The organism is Pseudomonas sp. 5P_3.1_Bac2 (genome assembly GCF_025465995.1).
Classification (GTDB): Bacteria; Pseudomonadota; Gammaproteobacteria; order Pseudomonadales; family Pseudomonadaceae; genus Aquipseudomonas.
Genome location: NZ_JANLNY010000027.1, coordinates 26,956 through 42,451 on the forward strand (window position 1 = coordinate 26,956; position 15,496 = coordinate 42,451).

9 protein-coding genes are annotated in these 15,496 nt (G+C 60.1%); 6 read left to right on the top strand and 3 right to left on the bottom strand.

Annotation, left to right across the window (positions count from 1 at the left end; translation table 11 throughout):
• Nucleotides 1-232: 232 nt before the first annotated feature.
• A complete protein-coding gene (locus tag NTD81_RS16775) occupies nucleotides 233-1,189 on the top strand; it encodes a DUF808 domain-containing protein (protein ID WP_262183806.1) in 957 nt (318 codons plus the stop codon).
• Here the strand turns inward: NTD81_RS16775 and NTD81_RS16780 are convergent.
• Genes NTD81_RS16780 through NTD81_RS16790 form a run of 3 tightly spaced genes read right to left on the bottom strand, consistent with a single transcriptional unit; the run spans nucleotide 1,186 to nucleotide 7,910 of the window.
• Nucleotides 1,186-2,085 (bottom strand): transglutaminase family protein, encoded by a 900-nt coding sequence (locus NTD81_RS16780; protein WP_262183807.1) that lies wholly within the window; start codon nucleotides 2,083-2,085, stop codon nucleotides 1,186-1,188. The two genes, NTD81_RS16775 and NTD81_RS16780, sit on opposite strands and share 4 nt — an antisense overlap.
• Entirely contained in the window at nucleotides 2,082-4,574 is a 2,493-nt protein-coding gene (locus NTD81_RS16785) for a circularly permuted type 2 ATP-grasp protein (protein ID WP_262183808.1), read from the bottom strand. The genes NTD81_RS16780 and NTD81_RS16785 overlap by 4 nt, the downstream gene beginning before the upstream one ends.
• A gap of 48 nt (nucleotides 4,575-4,622) precedes the next feature.
• Nucleotides 4,623-7,910, bottom strand: a complete 3,288-nt coding sequence (locus NTD81_RS16790; RefSeq protein ID WP_262183809.1) for a DUF2126 domain-containing protein — start codon at nucleotides 7,908-7,910, stop codon at nucleotides 4,623-4,625.
• A 307-nt stretch (nucleotides 7,911-8,217) separates the two neighbouring features.
• On the opposite strand from NTD81_RS16790, the gene NTD81_RS16795 reads away from it, so the two are divergent.
• The 5 genes from NTD81_RS16795 to folK all read left to right on the top strand — a co-directional run bounded on the left by NTD81_RS16795 (nucleotide 8,218) and on the right by folK (nucleotide 15,399).
• The gene (locus NTD81_RS16795; protein WP_262183810.1) at nucleotides 8,218-8,394 is read left to right on the top strand and encodes a hypothetical protein; all 177 of its coding nucleotides are present in this window, start codon (nucleotides 8,218-8,220) and stop codon (nucleotides 8,392-8,394) included.
• Entirely contained in the window at nucleotides 8,378-11,329 is a 2,952-nt protein-coding gene (locus NTD81_RS16800) for a sensor histidine kinase (RefSeq protein ID WP_262183811.1), read from the top strand. The genes NTD81_RS16795 and NTD81_RS16800 overlap by 17 nt, the downstream gene beginning before the upstream one ends.
• 69 nt (nucleotides 11,330-11,398) lie before the next feature.
• A complete protein-coding gene (locus tag NTD81_RS16805; protein ID WP_262183812.1) occupies nucleotides 11,399-12,817 on the top strand; it encodes a sigma-54-dependent transcriptional regulator in 1,419 nt (472 codons plus the stop codon).
• 699 nt (nucleotides 12,818-13,516) lie between these two features.
• Entirely contained in the window at nucleotides 13,517-14,908 is a 1,392-nt protein-coding gene (locus tag NTD81_RS16810; protein ID WP_262183813.1) for a polynucleotide adenylyltransferase PcnB, read from the top strand.
• A complete protein-coding gene (gene folK / locus NTD81_RS16815) occupies nucleotides 14,908-15,399 on the top strand; it encodes a 2-amino-4-hydroxy-6-hydroxymethyldihydropteridine diphosphokinase (protein WP_262183814.1) in 492 nt (163 codons plus the stop codon). Before NTD81_RS16810 ends, folK begins: the two co-directional genes overlap by 1 nt.
• Nucleotides 15,400-15,496 lie beyond the last annotated feature (97 nt).

Consider the following 15,496-nt stretch of genomic DNA (forward strand, 5'->3'; position numbering starts at 1 on the left):
CAAAACCAGTAAAAGCGGGTCCAAACGGGCTAATTCGCCAGTTTGATCGGTATTTGTTGACCAACTGGTCAAGTAGAAAAAACCCTTGTACGACGTCTAATGGTTTTGCTGTCCGGTCATCAGCTATACATTAACCAGGGTTGGTTATGGGTTGATCCTGTGTGACGTGCTTAGCGCCGCGCTCTCGATAGCCCTGCCAGCTTGTACCCCCACTTATGAAAAGGAATTCTGCATGGCCGGCGCCAGCCTCTTAACCCTGCTTGATGACATCGCCAGCGTGCTTGACGACGTCGCCCTGATGACCAAAGTCGCGGCGAAGAAAACCGCTGGTGTACTGGGTGACGACCTCGCCCTCAATGCCCAGCAAGTCAGCGGCGTACGCGCTGACCGTGAACTGCCCGTGGTATGGGCTGTGGGCCTGGGCTCGCTGCGCAATAAATTGATTTTGGTGCCAGCGGCGCTGCTGATCAGCGCCGTCGCGCCCTGGGCGATCACCCCATTGCTGATGGTTGGCGGCGCGTTTCTGTGCTTCGAGGGCTTTGAGAAAGTCAGCCACAAGCTTTTCCACAGTAAAGACGAGCAACAGCACAACCGTCAGCAGCGCCTGGAGGCGGTGGCCAACAGCGAGATTGATTTAGTCAGCTACGAAAAAGACAAAATCAAAGGGGCGATCCGCACCGACTTTATTCTCAGCGCCGAAATTATCGCCATCACCTTAGGTACCGTGGCCGGCGCCAGCTTTGCCCAGCAAGTGACAGTGCTCACCGGCATTGCCCTGCTGATGACCATCGGCGTGTATGGCTTGGTGGCCGGCATCGTTAAGCTGGATGACTTGGGCTTGTATCTGAGTCAGCTCAAAGGCAACAACCTGTTCTTCGGGCTGCTGCGCCGTCTTGGCAAGCGCTTGGTCTTGTCCGCGCCTTATCTGATGAAGGCCCTGACCGTGATCGGCACCGTGGCCATGTTTATGGTCGGTGGCGGCATCCTCGCCCACGGGGTGCACGAGGTGTATGCGTGGCTGACGCAACTGAGCGAGCAGCTCGCTGGCGGAAATAGCCTGCTCGCCTCCGTTCTGCCGAGCCTGTTTAACGTGGTGTTGGGCGTCATCGCCGGTGGCGTGGTGCTCGCAGTGGTCAGCCTCGGCAAACGAGTCTGGCAGGCGCTGCGGCCCAGCCATCCACAGGCCTAACCCCCAGCCAGCGGCAGCACCGTGACCTGCACCTCGGGGTCATGGCTGCCACCGCCGAGAATCACCCCGCGCAGCGGCGATACATCGGCGAAGTCGCGGCCCCAGGCCAAGGTGATGTGCTCCAGCGCCGGGCGCACATTGTTGGTCGGATCAAAATCCACCCAGCCCTGCTTCGGGCAATACACACTGATCCACGCATGGGAGGCGTCCGCGCCAATCAAACGCGGCTGCCCCGGTGGCGGTTGAGTCAGCAAATACCCACTGACGTAACGGGCAGCCAGCCCGCGCGAACGCAAACACGCCAGCATCAGGTGGGCAAAGTCCTGGCACACGCCACGGCGCTCTTCCAACACCTGCGCCAACGGCGTAGCCACCTGGGTGGCGGCGGCATCGAAACGAAACTCGCTGAAGATCTTCTGCATCAAGCTATCCACCGCCGCCAGTAAGGGCCGGCCGGGGCTAAAGCAGTCGGCCGCGTAGGCACTGAACATCTGTTTGAGGTGCACGTAGGGCGACTCAAAACGAAACCGGCAAGCCTGCAATTGCCCCTGATCCATGGGTTTACCGCTATAGCGCAGGTGTGCGCAGACCTCTTCCCAAGCCGGCGAGGCGTGGATATCCACCGGCGCACGGGGCAGTACTTCCACCTGCAACTGGGCACTGACCTTGAGCTGCTCATGGGGCCGCTCGAACACCAGGCGCGTCAGCGGATTACCGAATACATCGAGGGTGTCCTCACGCTGACCAGGCTGCGGGCTGACCACTAACTGCTGCTGCAACGTGCGCTGCCAGGGGCAGCGGCGCGGCCACAAATGGGCCAACTGCTGGGCCAACGACACCGGGCTGGCGTAGCGGTAATGGGTGTCGTGGAGGATTTGATAAAAGGCACTGCTCATGACGATTGGGTCCGCTGGCTGGCATCCACATGGGCAAAGAAACGCAGGCCCAGGCGATCCGAAATTTCCGCACTGCAATGGCTGATGTTATTCAGCAAGGCGGCTAACCCGCCGAGCACATCCTGCACGCTGCCAGCCCCGAATAAAGGGTTCTCCAGACTGGCCAGATTGAACTGCGCCAGTTGTTGCTCCAAGTGCTGCAAGCGCCGCTCCGGGGCCAACTCGTAATGCTCCGCCAAGCGTTCCAACGAGCGCAGTAAGGTGCGCAGTTGGAACAGCACGGCATGGGGGTTTTGCTCATCCAACAGGAGCAAATCCAGCACCGGGATCAACTGCGCGCTGGCCATGTAGCGGGTGCGGTAGGTAATGCTGCTGTTACCCAACTCCAGCAACCAGCTCAACGAGGCTTGATCCTGCACGGCGCTTGAGTGAAGGAAATTCACCAGACTGTCGCAAAGGAACTGCAGACGCTCGATGCAGCGGCCAATCATCAAAAAGCGCCAGCCGTCATCGCGCGTCATGTCGTCCAGGGCAAAGCCGGATAACGCCGCCAGTGACAGCAACAGACGATCCAGAAACTCCAGCCACTGACCAAAATCGCCCTGGCCTGCACTCAAGCCCTGACAGTCCCGTTGCAGCTCCTGCAAAGCCTGCCAGTTGGCTTGGGATAGTTTGCCGCGCACGCTGCCGGCCACCCACTGCAAACGCTGCACATTGGCCAACAGGCTGTCGTCCCACTGCGTGCCGTGCAGGGCTTCGAGCAGGCGTTGCTGCAACTCGCCGAAGTCGGCCTCGGGCAGCAAGCCCAGGCTCTCGCCCAGACTGATCACGGTATGCAGGGTTTGCGGATCGTCGTCATCATCGACATAGCGCGCCAGCATGATCCGCAGCAAACGCGCATGGTCTTCACAGCGCTCGCTGTAGCGGCCGAACCAATAGAGGTTTTCCACCACCCGCGAAGGCAGAAAGGGGTCACTGCGCACCAAGTCCGCCACCCCCAAGCTGCGCATGCCTTGCCAAGGCTCGCCGGCGTTATGCCGCTCGCCCAACACCCAGGTGTCTTTACTGGCACCGCCGCGCTGCATCGACACCACTTCCGCGCCGGCCTCAGCCGCCACCCGGGTCAGGCCGCCGGGCAGCACCCGATAGCCCTCGGCGCTGGCCACCGCGAACACCCGCATGCCAATGGCCCGCGGCGCCAGGCTGGCCGACTCGCTGTGCCACACCGGCGCTTGCGACAGTTGCGCCAGCTCTTGGGCGACATAGGCATAGGGCCGTGCCTTGATCCGTTCGATCAGCTCAGCACGCTCAGCTGCGCTTAAATCGCGACCGACCACCGCGGCAAAACTTTGCGAAGGGAAACTAGGCCGCAGTAACAACTGCTCCATTTGCTCCAGGGCCTTATCCAGCACCGGCGGCTCGCCGCACCACCAACTGGCAACGCTGGGCAGCAGCAGTTCTTCGCCCAAGAGTTTTTCCGCAATGGCCGGCAGAAAGCCCGGCAGGCCGGGCGACTCCAACACCCCGCAGCCCAAAGCATTGGCCACCAATACATGGCCTTGGCGCACGGCCTCCAGCAGCCCCGGCACGCCCAACGCCGAGTCGGTGCGCAGCTCCAGCGGATCGCAAAAGTCATCGTCCAAACGGCGCAACACCGCATGCACGCGGCGCAGCCCGGCCAGGGTCTTCAGATAGACCTTGGCCTCGCGCACGGTCAGATCGCTGCCTTCGACCAAGGGGTAGCCAAGCTGGCGGGCCAGATACAGATGCTCGAAGTAACTCTCGTTGAAGCGCCCCGGTGTCAGTAACACCACCAACGCCGGCTCGCCTTCGGCCGGTGCCTGGCGCGCCAGCGTCTCCTGCAAGGTACGAAAGAAGCCGGCGATATATTGCACGCGCAAGTCGCGGTACATATCGGGGAAGGCGCGGGAAACGATGATACGGTTTTCCAGGGCATAGCCAGCCCCGGACGGCGCTTGGGTACGGTCCGCCGTGACCCACCAGCGGCCATCCGGAGCACGGGCCAGATCCACCGCATACAGATGCAGATAAGTACCGCCCACCGGCGTGACACCTTGGCACGGCCACAGGTAATTGTTGTGACCAAACACCAACTCACTGGGCAGTAAGCCCTCGGCCAACAGTTGTTGTTCACCATAGATATCGGCCAGCACCGCGTTGAGCAAACTGGCGCGCTGCGCCACCCCGGCAGCGATCTGCTGCCATTCCTGGGCCGGAATTAAATTGGGCAGCAGGTCCAGCTCCCATGGGCGATCGGCGCCGTCCGGATCGGCATAGACGCTGTAAGTCACGCCATTGTCCTGAATCTGCCGCGCCACCGCCGCCTGGCGCTGGTTCAGTTGCTCGGCGCTGCTGCGCTGCATGCGGCTGAGCAGCTTGTGCCAATGGGGCCGCACATTGCCCTGGGCATCCAACAATTCGTCGTAACTACCCGGGGTTAACCGGTACTGATCAAGCAAGTCGGGCATGGCAGGCTCGTTCAAAACAGCGCTCGCAAGCAAGGTTAGTCAATCTATTCAGCTCTGACGCAAATCCAGAGTCATCGGCAGTTCCGGGTTATCAATCGCGCTGGCCAGCTGGCGTTTACCGGCGCTGTGACCGAGACGGAAGAAGCGCGCCAAACGCCGGCTTTCGGCCTCATAGGCATTCACCGGCAAGCTGTCGTAATCGCGCCCACCGGGATGGGCCACGTGGTACTGACAGCCACCGATGGAGCGCCCCATCCAGTTATCGAACAGGTCAAACACCAACGGCGCATGCACCTCGATGGTCGGGTGTAAACAGTTAGCCGGTTGCCAGGCGCGGTAACGCACGCCGGCAACATACTCGCCGACCTTGCCCGTCGGCCGCAGCGGCACCGGCACGCCGTTACAGCTCAGCACATAGCGCTCGCCGGCCATACCGCTGAGCTTGACCTGCAAGCGCTCCAGGGATGAATCGACATAACGCACCGTGCCGCTGCCACTGCCCTCCTCGCCCAGCACATGCCAAGGCTCCAGGGCTTGGTGCAACTCCAACTCGATGCCCTTGACGTTGAAGTCGCCAATTTTCGGAAACCGAAATTGCAGATGGGCAGCAAACCACTCGACTGGCATCGGATAACCACAGTCCGTGAGTTCCTGCAGCACATCGGCAAAGTCCTGCGCAATAAAGTGCGGCAGCATATAGCGGTCATGCAGCTCGGTGCCCCAACGCACCAAGCGCGCCGGCTGATAGGGCTTACGCCAAAAACGCGCGAGCAAGGCGCGCAGCAGCAGTTGCTGGGCCAGGCTCATCTGCGCATGGGGCGGCATTTCAAAGGCGCGCAGCTCCAGCAAGCCCAAGCGCCCGGAGGCGGAATCCGGTGAGTAGAGCTTGTCGATGCAGAACTCGGCGCGGTGAGTGTTACCGGTGACATCCACCAACAGATTACGCAGCAATCGATCAACCAACCACGGCGGGCAATCGCGACCTGCCTCGGGCATTTGCGCGAAGGCGATCTCCAGTTCATAGAGCGCATCGTTACGCGCCTCATCGACCCGTGGCGCCTGAGACGTGGGGCCGATAAACAGGCCGCTGAACAGATACGACAAGGACGGATGATTGTGCCAATAGCTGAGCAAACTGCGCAGTAGGTCAGGCCGGCGTAAAAACGGTGAATCGGCCGGCGTGGCGCCACCGAGCACCAGGTGATTACCGCCGCCGGTGCCGGTGTGGCGGCCATCGAGCATAAATTTCTCGCTGCTTAAGCGGCATTCACGGGCTTGGCCATAGAGAAATTCGGTGCGCTCGACCAGCTCGCGCCAGCTTTGCGCCGGATGGATATTGACCTCGATCACCCCTGGGTCCGGGGTTACGCGGAACCACTGCAAGCGTGGGTCCAAAGGCGGTTCATAGCCTTCCAGTAACACCGGACACTTCAGCTCAGCGGCGGTGGCTTCGATGGCCGAGAGCAACTCCAGATAATCTTCCAAACGCACCAACGGCGGCATGAACAGATACAGGCGGCCACCGCGTGGCTCGGCGCACAGCGCGGTGCGCACAATGCCCGCCGCCGACTGGCCGTAACCGGGGCGCTTGCTGCTGTGTTGTTGGTTAGTCCACACGCCACGGGCCTGAGCCTTGATTTGCGCAGCACTGGGCAGCGGCGCAAAGCTCTGGCTGGGGTCCTCGGCGACCACATAGGGGAAGTCGGCTTCATTGACCCAGGGCTGCGAATCCAGCGGCAGGCGATAGCCCATGGCTGAGTCGCCTGGGATCAGGCGGCAGTGTTTATCGCGCAAAAACCAACTGCCACTTTGCCAACCCTGCTGCTTGGGATTACGCGCCAGTGGCAGCAGATAGCCGACCACCTTATCCAAGCCTTGGCTGAACACCTGACGCAAACGCGCCCGCTCCTGTGCATCGGTTAAGCGCGCATCTTCCGGGCCGACGTTATCCGGCAGCTTGCCCTCGCGCCACAGGTAATAGAAGCGATCCTCATAGGCCGGCACACGGTACTGCGCATCCACCCCTAAGCGCTCCGCCAGCAGGCTTAGAAAGTCCGCCGCCTTGCTCGCATCGACGCCATAGTCCTGCTGCTCATCGGCATACAGACTGGGGTCCTGCCAGATCGGTTGACCGTCGCGCCGCCAAAAGGCATTCAGTGACCAGCGCGGCAACTGCTCACCGGGGTACCACTTACCCTGACCAAAGTGCACCTGCGCGTGCTCGGCGTAGTGCGCGCGCAGGCGCTGGAATAAGTCAGTGGCCAGACGGCGTTTATTCGGCCCCAACGCGGCGGTGTTCCACTCCGCATCATCGGGATAGTCGAGGGCGACAAAGGTCGGCTCGCCACCCATGGTCAGGCGCACGTCCTGACTCTGCAGGTCGGCATCGACCTTATCGCCCAAGGCCAGGATCGCCTGCCATTGCTCCTCGCTATAGGGCTTGCTCACCCGCGGCGCTTCCCACACGCGCTCGACCCACATCTTGTGGCTGAACTCACACTCGCACTCATCCACCGCCCCGCTGATCGGCGCCGCGGAGGTTGGCTCCGGGCTGCAGGCCAAGGGCAGATGACCTTCGCCGGCGAGCAGCCCGCTGGTGGCGTCTAAGCCGATCCAGCCGGCGCCGGGCAGATACACCTCACACCAGGCGTGCAAGTCGGTGAAATCCACCTCGGTGCCGGACGGGCCGTCCAAGGCCTTCACATCGGCCGTCAGCTGGATCAGGTAACCGGACACAAAACGCGCGGCCAAGCCCAAATGGCGCAGCAACTGCACCAGCAGCCAAGCCGAATCGCGACAGGAGCCGGAGTGTTTCTCCAGGGTTTGCTCCGGGCTCTGTACCCCGGGCTCCAGACGAATCAGGTAATTGATGTCAGCGGCTAAACGCTGATTGAGCGCCACCAAAAAATCCATGCTCGGCATTGGGCTGCGCTCGATCGTCGCCAGGTAACGACTGAGCAGCGGCGTGGCCGGCAATTTGCGCAAATACGGCGCCAGCTCCAGTTGCTCGGCCGCGGTGTAAGCAAAGGGGATTTGTTCCGCATAGGGCTCAAGGAAAAAATCAAAGGGATTAAACACCGCCAGCTCAGCGACTAAATCCACTTCCACTTTCAGCTCGTGGGTTTTCTCCGGGAACACCAAGCGCGCCAGATAATTACCCTGAGGGTCTTGCTGCCAGTTAATAAAGTGCTGCCCCGGCTCGACATGCAAGGCATAGGACAGAATGCGCGTACGGCAATGCGGTGCCGGGCGCAGGCGCACCACTTGCGGGCCCAGATTGACCGCACGGTCGTAGCGGTAGTGGCTGACATGGTGCAAGGCAATATGGATCGACACAGCGGGCCTCCTGCGGAGTATGGCGATAACCTCCCCGCGCAAGACTTATGCCAGTGGCCGCAGCCCGCGCCAGCGCGGCTGCGCCGGCAAATGTGCGGCCGGCACGCACCACAACAGCGCCAGAGCGCAGCCGCGTTTGGCGCTACGCACCACAACAGTTCAGCGCCTTGAAAAACCGCTAAAGCCCGCACCCGTACACGGCCATACGTAGCCCTGTGCCACCAGACGACTGCCCTGGCCATCTACCGATCTACGCTTCGCGGTGCGCATCCGTTACCATCGCGGCATATAGGCGAAGAGATGCGGCATGTATATCTATCGATTGGTGCTGATCCTGGTGGTGGGGATCTACCTGTTTTCTCCGGCCATCATGGACTGGTGGGTCGACCCCAATGGCGCGTGGTATCGCCCCTATTTGCTGTGGCTGATCCTGATCGTCGTAACCTTTATTTTGCAGAGTCAACGTGATGCTGATGAGCTTTAGCCTTAGCCAGCTGATGCTAATCAGCGCCGCCTATTTGTTGTTGCTGTTCGGCGTAGCCTGGATCAGTGAGCGCGGCCTGATCCCGCGCTGGATCATCCGGCACCCGCTGATTTACACCCTGTCCCTGGGCGTTTACGCCAGCGCCTGGGCTTACTACGGCACGGTGGGTTTGGCCTATCAATATGGCTATGGCTTTCTCGCCTGCTTCCTTGGCGTGTCCGGTGCGTTCTTGCTCGCCCCGGTGCTGCTCTATCCTATTCTGCGCATCACCCGCACCTATCAGCTGTCGTCTCTGGCCGACCTGTTTGCCTTCCGCTTTCGCAGCACCTGGGCCGGCGCCCTGAGCACGGTCTTTATGCTGATCGCCGTGCTGCCGCTGCTGGCCTTGCAGTTTCAAGCGGTGGCCGACTCCATCGGCATCCTCACCCGTGAACCCGTGCAGGAGCGAGTGGCTCTGGCCTATTGCGCCCTGATCATTCTGTTCACCATTTTGTTTGGTGCACGGCATATCGCCACGCGGGAAAAACACGAAGGTCTGGTATTCGCCATTGCCTTTGAATCGGTGGTTAAGCTGTTCGCCATCGGCTCCATCGGCCTCTATGCCTTATATGGGGTATTCGATGGCCCGCAGGATTTACAAGCCTGGCTGGTGCATAACCAAGCGTCATTGAGCAACCTGCACACGCCGCTGCAAGAAGGCCCGTGGCGCACCCTGCTGCTGGTGTTTTTCGCCTCGGCCACGGTGATGCCGCACATGTATCACATGACCTTCACCGAGAACCTCAACCCCCGCGCCATGGTCAGCGCCAGCTGGGGCTTGCCGCTGTTCTTGCTGCTGATGAGCCTGGCCGTGCCGGTGATTCTCTGGGCCGGTTTAAAGCTTGGGGTCACCACCAACCCGGAGTACTTCACCTTAGGTGTGGGGCTGACCCTGAATAACCCGACCTTGGCCCTGCTGGCCTATGTCGGCGGCCTGTCGGCCTCCAGCGGTTTAATCATCGTAACCACCCTGGCCTTGTCAGGCATGGTCCTCAACCATGTGGTGTTACCGCTGTATCAACCGCCTGCCGAAGGCAATATTTACCGCTGGCTGAAGTGGACGCGGCGCGCTCTGATCGTGCTGATCATCCTCGCCGGCTACGGCTTCTACCTGCTGCTAGGCGCGGAGCAGGACCTGTCCAACCTCGGCATCGTGGCCTTTGTCGCCACCCTGCAATTCCTCCCTGGGGTGCTGTCGGTGCTGTATTGGCCGACCGCCAACCGGCGCGGCTTTATCGCCGGTTTGCTGGCCGGGATCGGCGTCTGGGTAGTGACTATGCTCCTGCCGATGCTGGGCAACTTGCAGGGTTTGTACGTGCCATGGCTGGACATCATCTATGTGATGGACGACAGCAGCTGGCACTTTGCGGCCATCGGCTCGCTGGCGGCCAACGTCATCGTCTTCACCCTGATCTCGCTGTTCACCGAAGCCAGCAGCGAAGAGCGCAGCGCCGCCGAAGCCTGCGCCGTGGATAACGTACGCCGGCCGCAACGGCGTGAATTGCTCGCCGCCTCACCGCAGGAATTTGCTACCCAACTGGCCAAGCCGCTGGGGGCGAAAACTGCCCAGCATGAAATCGAACAAGCCCTGCGCGACCTGCATATGCCCTTCGACGAGGCGCGCCCCTATGCCTTGCGGCGCCTGCGCGACCGCATCGAAGCCAACCTTTCCGGCCTGATGGGGCCGAGCGTGGCACAGGATCTGGTCGAAACCTTTCTGCCTTATAAGACCGCCAGCGAAACTTACGTCAGCGAAGACATCCACTTTATTGAGACCCGCTTAGAGGATTACCAATCGCGTCTCACCGGCCTCGCTGCCGAGCTGGACACCCTGCGCCGTTACCACCGGCAGACTCTGCAGGATCTGCCCATGGGCGTGTGCTCGCTGGCCACCGACCAAGAAGTGCTGATGTGGAACAAGGCCATGGAGGAACTCACCGATATCCCCGCGCAACGGGTGGTCGGCTCACGCCTGAGTACCCTCAGCGAGCCATGGCGCAGCATGCTGCAGAATTTTATCGAACTGCCCGATGAGCACTTGCACAAACAGCGCCTGCCGCTGGATGGGCAAACCCGTTGGATCAACCTGCACAAAGCCGCCATCGATGAACCGCTGGCGGTCGGTAACAGCGGCCTTGTGGTACTGGTCGAAGACCTCACAGAAACCCAGTTACTGGAAGACAAACTGATCCACTCCGAACGCCTGGCGTCCATCGGTCGCCTGGCTGCGGGCGTGGCCCACGAGATTGGCAACCCCATCACCGGCATCGCCTGCTTGGCGCAAAATCTTCGCGAAGAACGCGAAGAGGATGGCGAGATCACGGAGGTCAGCGAGCAGATCATCGAGCAAACCAAGCGGGTTTCGCGCATCGTCCAGTCGCTGATGAGCTTCGCCCACTCCGGCAGTCATCAGCACAGTGAAGAGCCGGTGTGCCTGGCCGAGGTGGCGCAGGATGCCATTGGCCTGCTGGCGCTGAATCGGCGCAGCAATGAAGTGCACTTCTTCAATCTGTGCGATGCCGAGCATTGGGTCATTGGCGATCCACAGCGCCTCGCCCAAGTGCTGATCAATTTACTGTCCAACGCTCGCGATGCGTCACCAGCCGGTTCCGCCATCCGGGTGAAGAGCGAAGCCTTTGAGCACACAGTGGACTTAATAGTCGAGGACGAAGGCAGTGGTATCCCCAAATCGATCCAAGACCGCGTGTTTGAGCCCTTCCTGACCACCAAAGATCCGGGCAAGGGCACCGGCCTTGGCCTCGCACTGGTCTATTCGATCGTGGAAGAGCATTATGGACACATAACAATCGACAGCCCGACTAACTTCGCAGAGCAAACCGGGACCCGTATTCGGGTCAGTTTGCCCCGGCATGTCGATGCGCCCCTTGCGACTTAAACCAGTGAACAGCAGGCCTGCAGAGCGATTGCTTAGCGACTTGCTCCGAAACTGTGAGAGACCGAATTGATGCCTCATATTCTGATCGTCGAAGACGAAACTATTATCCGCTCTGCCCTGCGTCGCTTGCTGGAACGCAATCAATATGAAGTTAGCGAAGCCGGTTCGGTCCAGGAAGCTCAAGAGCGCTTCAATATTCCCAGCTTTGATCTGATTGTCAGCGACCTGCGCCTGCCTGGCGCAGCTGGCACCGAGTTGATCAAGCACAGTCAAGGCACGCCGGTGTTGATCATGACCAGCTATGCCAGCCTGCGCTCAGCGGTTGACTCGATGAAGATGGGTGCCGTCGATTACATCGCCAAGCCGTTTGACCATGACGAAATGCTCCAGGCCGTGGCGCGCATTCTGCGTGACCATCAGCAGGCCGCAAGCAGCCCGGCCAGCGTCAGCAAAGTCAGTGAAGACAAAGGCAGCGCTAACAGTAACGGCGAGATTGGCATTATCGGCTCCTGCCCATCCATGCAGGATCTCTATAGCAAGATCCGCAAGGTCGCGCCGACGGACTCCAACGTGCTGGTGCAAGGCGAGTCCGGCACCGGTAAAGAGCTGGTCGCCCGCGCCCTGCACAACCTCTCGCGACGGGCCAAGGCGCCGTTGATTTCGGTCAACTGTGCAGCCATTCCGGAAACCCTGATTGAATCTGAACTGTTCGGCCACGAAAAAGGCGCCTTTACCGGGGCTAACGCGGGCCGCGCCGGCTTAGTCGAAGCGGCCGACGGTGGCACCTTGTTCCTCGATGAAATCGGCGAGCTGCCATTGGAAGCCCAGGCGCGCCTGCTGCGCGTGCTGCAAGAAGGTGAGATCCGCCGCGTGGGTTCGGTGCAATCGCAAAAGGTCGATGTGCGTCTGATCGCCGCGACTCACCGCGATTTGAAAACCCTGGCGAAAATTGGCCAGTTCCGTGAAGACCTGTATTACCGCCTGCACGTCATCGCCCTCAAGCTGCCCGCCCTGCGCGAGCGCGGTGAAGACGTGGTGGAAATCGCTCGCTCCTTCTTAGTGCGCCAGCGCACCCGGCAAGGGCGCCCGGAGCTGGGTTTTGCCCCGAGCGCCGAGCAAGCGATTCGCCAGTACCCCTGGCCAGGTAACGTACGCGAACTGGAAAACGCCATCGAGCGCGCCGTGATCCTCTGCGAGGGCAACAGCATTTCTGCGGAGCTACTGGGCATTGATATAGAAGTCGATGATCTGGATGACGCCTTTGCCGGTCTGCCGCCACAAAGCAGCGGGATTAGCCACGAGGCCAGCGAGCCAACCGAAGATTTGTCCTTAGAAGACTACTTCCAGCACTTCGTCTTGGAGCACCAAGACCATATGACCGAGACCGAACTGGCACGCAAACTGGGCATCAGCCGTAAATGCCTGTGGGAACGTCGTCAGCGCCTGGGCATTCCACGACGCAAGACCAGCGGGATAACCGCGGACTAGAGCGTTACCGCAAAGGTGACAGACAAGCTGGCAGTTGGTTCCAGCACCTGTTACCCCACATAGCAGCTAGTAACAAAAGCCGGGTTTAAAGGTAACGAGAACCCGGCTTTTTTATGCCCGTCGCCAACAGACAAAAAACTCAAGCCGTTGATTTTAAAGGGTTTTGAAAAACTGGCACGGCAAATGCTTTATAGCTTGCACAACAACAATAATAAGCATGAGCCTAATAACAAAAATAAGACATATCGACTCCAGCACAATAAAAACAAAACTGTGGAGGCGCAGCTAACTGATTCTTTTGGAAAGGAATTGCCTTAGGGGTTAGACCCAAGACCAGGCCGAGAACAATAAAACTGTCCTAAGACAGCGCCCGAACTGGTTTGATCGCATATTGATCATGGCAAAGTCAGCATCCAAAGCAATCCGTTTGCTCTTCGACCCCTACCTCGGCGGTCAATCCTAAGTCTTTGACTATATGGAACGGGCAACTGAACAAAAACAATAAGCCCGCAATAATAATAAAAAAAGAGCACGCATCAATTTAAGGGGGAGCTTCGGCTCCCCCAGTGCCTTCAAACTCCCCTCCTGTACTCATTTCCCAGCCTTTTCTGCAACTTTTCCCCACTCAATGTTAGAATCCGCGCCAATCCTGCGGCCGGCATATACTCTGGTCAGTCATTTCGTTAAACAGTGCCTCCCATGCTGAAAAAGCTGTTCAAGTCCTTTCGTAAGCCCATTCGCCGTGGCAACCATGCCCACAGCAGCCCTGAAGTGCTGGGCCGTAGTCAACATCCGATCGAGCGCGGCGAGATCAGCCGTTACGCCATCAGCGTGGTGGAACGCCTGCAACAAGCGGGCTATCAAGCCTATTTGGTCGGTGGTTGTGTACGCGACTTACTGCTCGATATCGAACCTAAGGACTTTGACGTGGCCACCAGCGCCACGCCGGAACAAGTACGTGCCGAGTTTCGTAATGCGCGGGTAATTGGCCGGCGCTTTAAGCTGGTGCATGTGCACTTTGGCCGCGAAATTATTGAAACCGCTACTTTCCGCGCCAACCACCCGCAAGGTGATGAAGAAGAAAACAGCAACCTCGCCTCGCGTAACGAGAGCGGCCGCATTCTGCGCGATAACGTTTATGGCACCTTAGAAGACGACGCCCAGCGCCGCGACTTCACCATTAATGCGCTGTATTACGATCCGAGCAGCGAACGTATCCTCGACTACGCCAACGGCGTGCACGATATCCGCAATCATCTGATCCGCCTGATCGGCGATCCGACCCAGCGCTATCAAGAAGACCCTGTGCGCATGCTGCGTGCCGTGCGTTTTGCCGCCAAACTGGACTTCGACATCGAGAAACACTCGGCCGCGCCGATCTACAAACTGGCCCCACTGCTGCGTGAAATCCCCGCCGCACGCCTGTTTGATGAAGTGCTCAAGCTGTTCCTCGCCGGTTACGCGGTGTACACCTACGACCTGCTGGTGGACTACGGCCTGTTTGGCCAACTGTTCCCGGCCAGCGCCGAAGCGCTGAAGTACAACCCTGAGTACACCGATCAACTGATCCGTAATGCGCTGCACAACACCGACGAGCGCATTGCCCAAGGCAAGCCTGTCACTCCCGCCTTCCTCCTCGCCGCCCTGCTCTGGCCTGCGCTACCGGCACGCGTGCTGAAGCTGCAGGAGCGTGGCATGCCACCGATTCCGGCCATGCAGGAAGCCGCCCACGATTTGATCCACGAACAATGCCAACGCATTGCCGTGCCGAAGCGCTTCACGATGCCGATCCGGGAAATCTGGGATATGCAGGAGCGCCTGCCGCGGCGCAGCGGCAAACGCGCCGATCTGCTGCTGGAGAACCCACGCTTTCGCGCCGGTTACGACTTCCTCCTTCTGCGCGAAAGCGCGGGCGAGCAAACCCATGGTCTGGGTGAGTGGTGGACGCGTTACCAAGATGTCAGCGACAGCGAACGACGCAGCATGATCCGCGATCTGAGCAGCAAAGACGACAGCGCCGGCGCCCCGCGCAAGCGCAAACGCAGCCCCAAGCGTAAAAGCGCCACTGGCAGTAACAGCGCAGGCGAATAATGGAACGCGTGTATATCGGCCTGGGGAGCAATCTGGCCAGCCCGGCGCAGCAACTGCGTAGCGCCCTCGCCGCCATGGCGGGGCTGCCGCACACCCAGCTAGTCGCCCAGTCCTCTTTATATGCCAGCGACCCGCTGGGTCCGCCGGATCAGCCGCGCTACGTCAATGCCGTGGCCGCGCTGGACACAGAGCTCACGCCCCTGGCGTTACTCGATGCCTTACAGCGCATCGAGCTGGAACAAGGCCGCGTGCGCAAAGATGAACGCTGGGGCCCACGCACGCTGGATCTGGATATTCTGCTGTTCGCTGATCGGCAAATAGATGAGCCGCGCCTGCAGGTGCCGCACTATCACATGCACGCCCGTGCGTTTGTCCTGTATCCCTTAGCCGAGATCGCCGCCGAGCTGGTGTTACCCGATGGTCGCCCGCTCAGCCAGTTGCTAGCGCAGTGCCCTTATGTCGGCCTTGAGCGCTTGGCAACACAGGCCTAAGCCGCAAAATAGAGCCGTGCGCCCGCCGTCTTGGCGGTAACGCCAGTAACAAAGCAGTAACACCCGCAATTGACTTCAAGCCCCCCCATCACGACTA

What these genes read in the sequence shown, in the direction of transcription:
- NTD81_RS16810 (WP_262183813.1), top strand. Translation starts at nt 13,517, where the DNA reads ATGCTGAAAAAGCTGTTCAAGTCCTTTCGTAAGCCCATTCGCCGTGGC.
- NTD81_RS16775 (WP_262183806.1), top strand. Translation starts at nt 233, where the DNA reads ATGGCCGGCGCCAGCCTCTTAACCCTGCTTGATGACATCGCCAGCGTG.
- NTD81_RS16780 (WP_262183807.1), bottom strand. Translation starts at nt 2,085, where the DNA reads ATGAGCAGTGCCTTTTATCAAATCCTCCACGACACCCATTACCGCTAC.
- NTD81_RS16800 (WP_262183811.1), top strand. Translation starts at nt 8,378, where the DNA reads ATGCTGATGAGCTTTAGCCTTAGCCAGCTGATGCTAATCAGCGCCGCC.
- folK (WP_262183814.1), top strand. Translation starts at nt 14,908, where the DNA reads ATGGAACGCGTGTATATCGGCCTGGGGAGCAATCTGGCCAGCCCGGCG.
- NTD81_RS16795 (WP_262183810.1), top strand. Translation starts at nt 8,218, where the DNA reads ATGTATATCTATCGATTGGTGCTGATCCTGGTGGTGGGGATCTACCTG.
- NTD81_RS16805 (WP_262183812.1), top strand. Translation starts at nt 11,399, where the DNA reads ATGCCTCATATTCTGATCGTCGAAGACGAAACTATTATCCGCTCTGCC.
- NTD81_RS16785 (WP_262183808.1), bottom strand. Translation starts at nt 4,574, where the DNA reads ATGCCCGACTTGCTTGATCAGTACCGGTTAACCCCGGGTAGTTACGAC.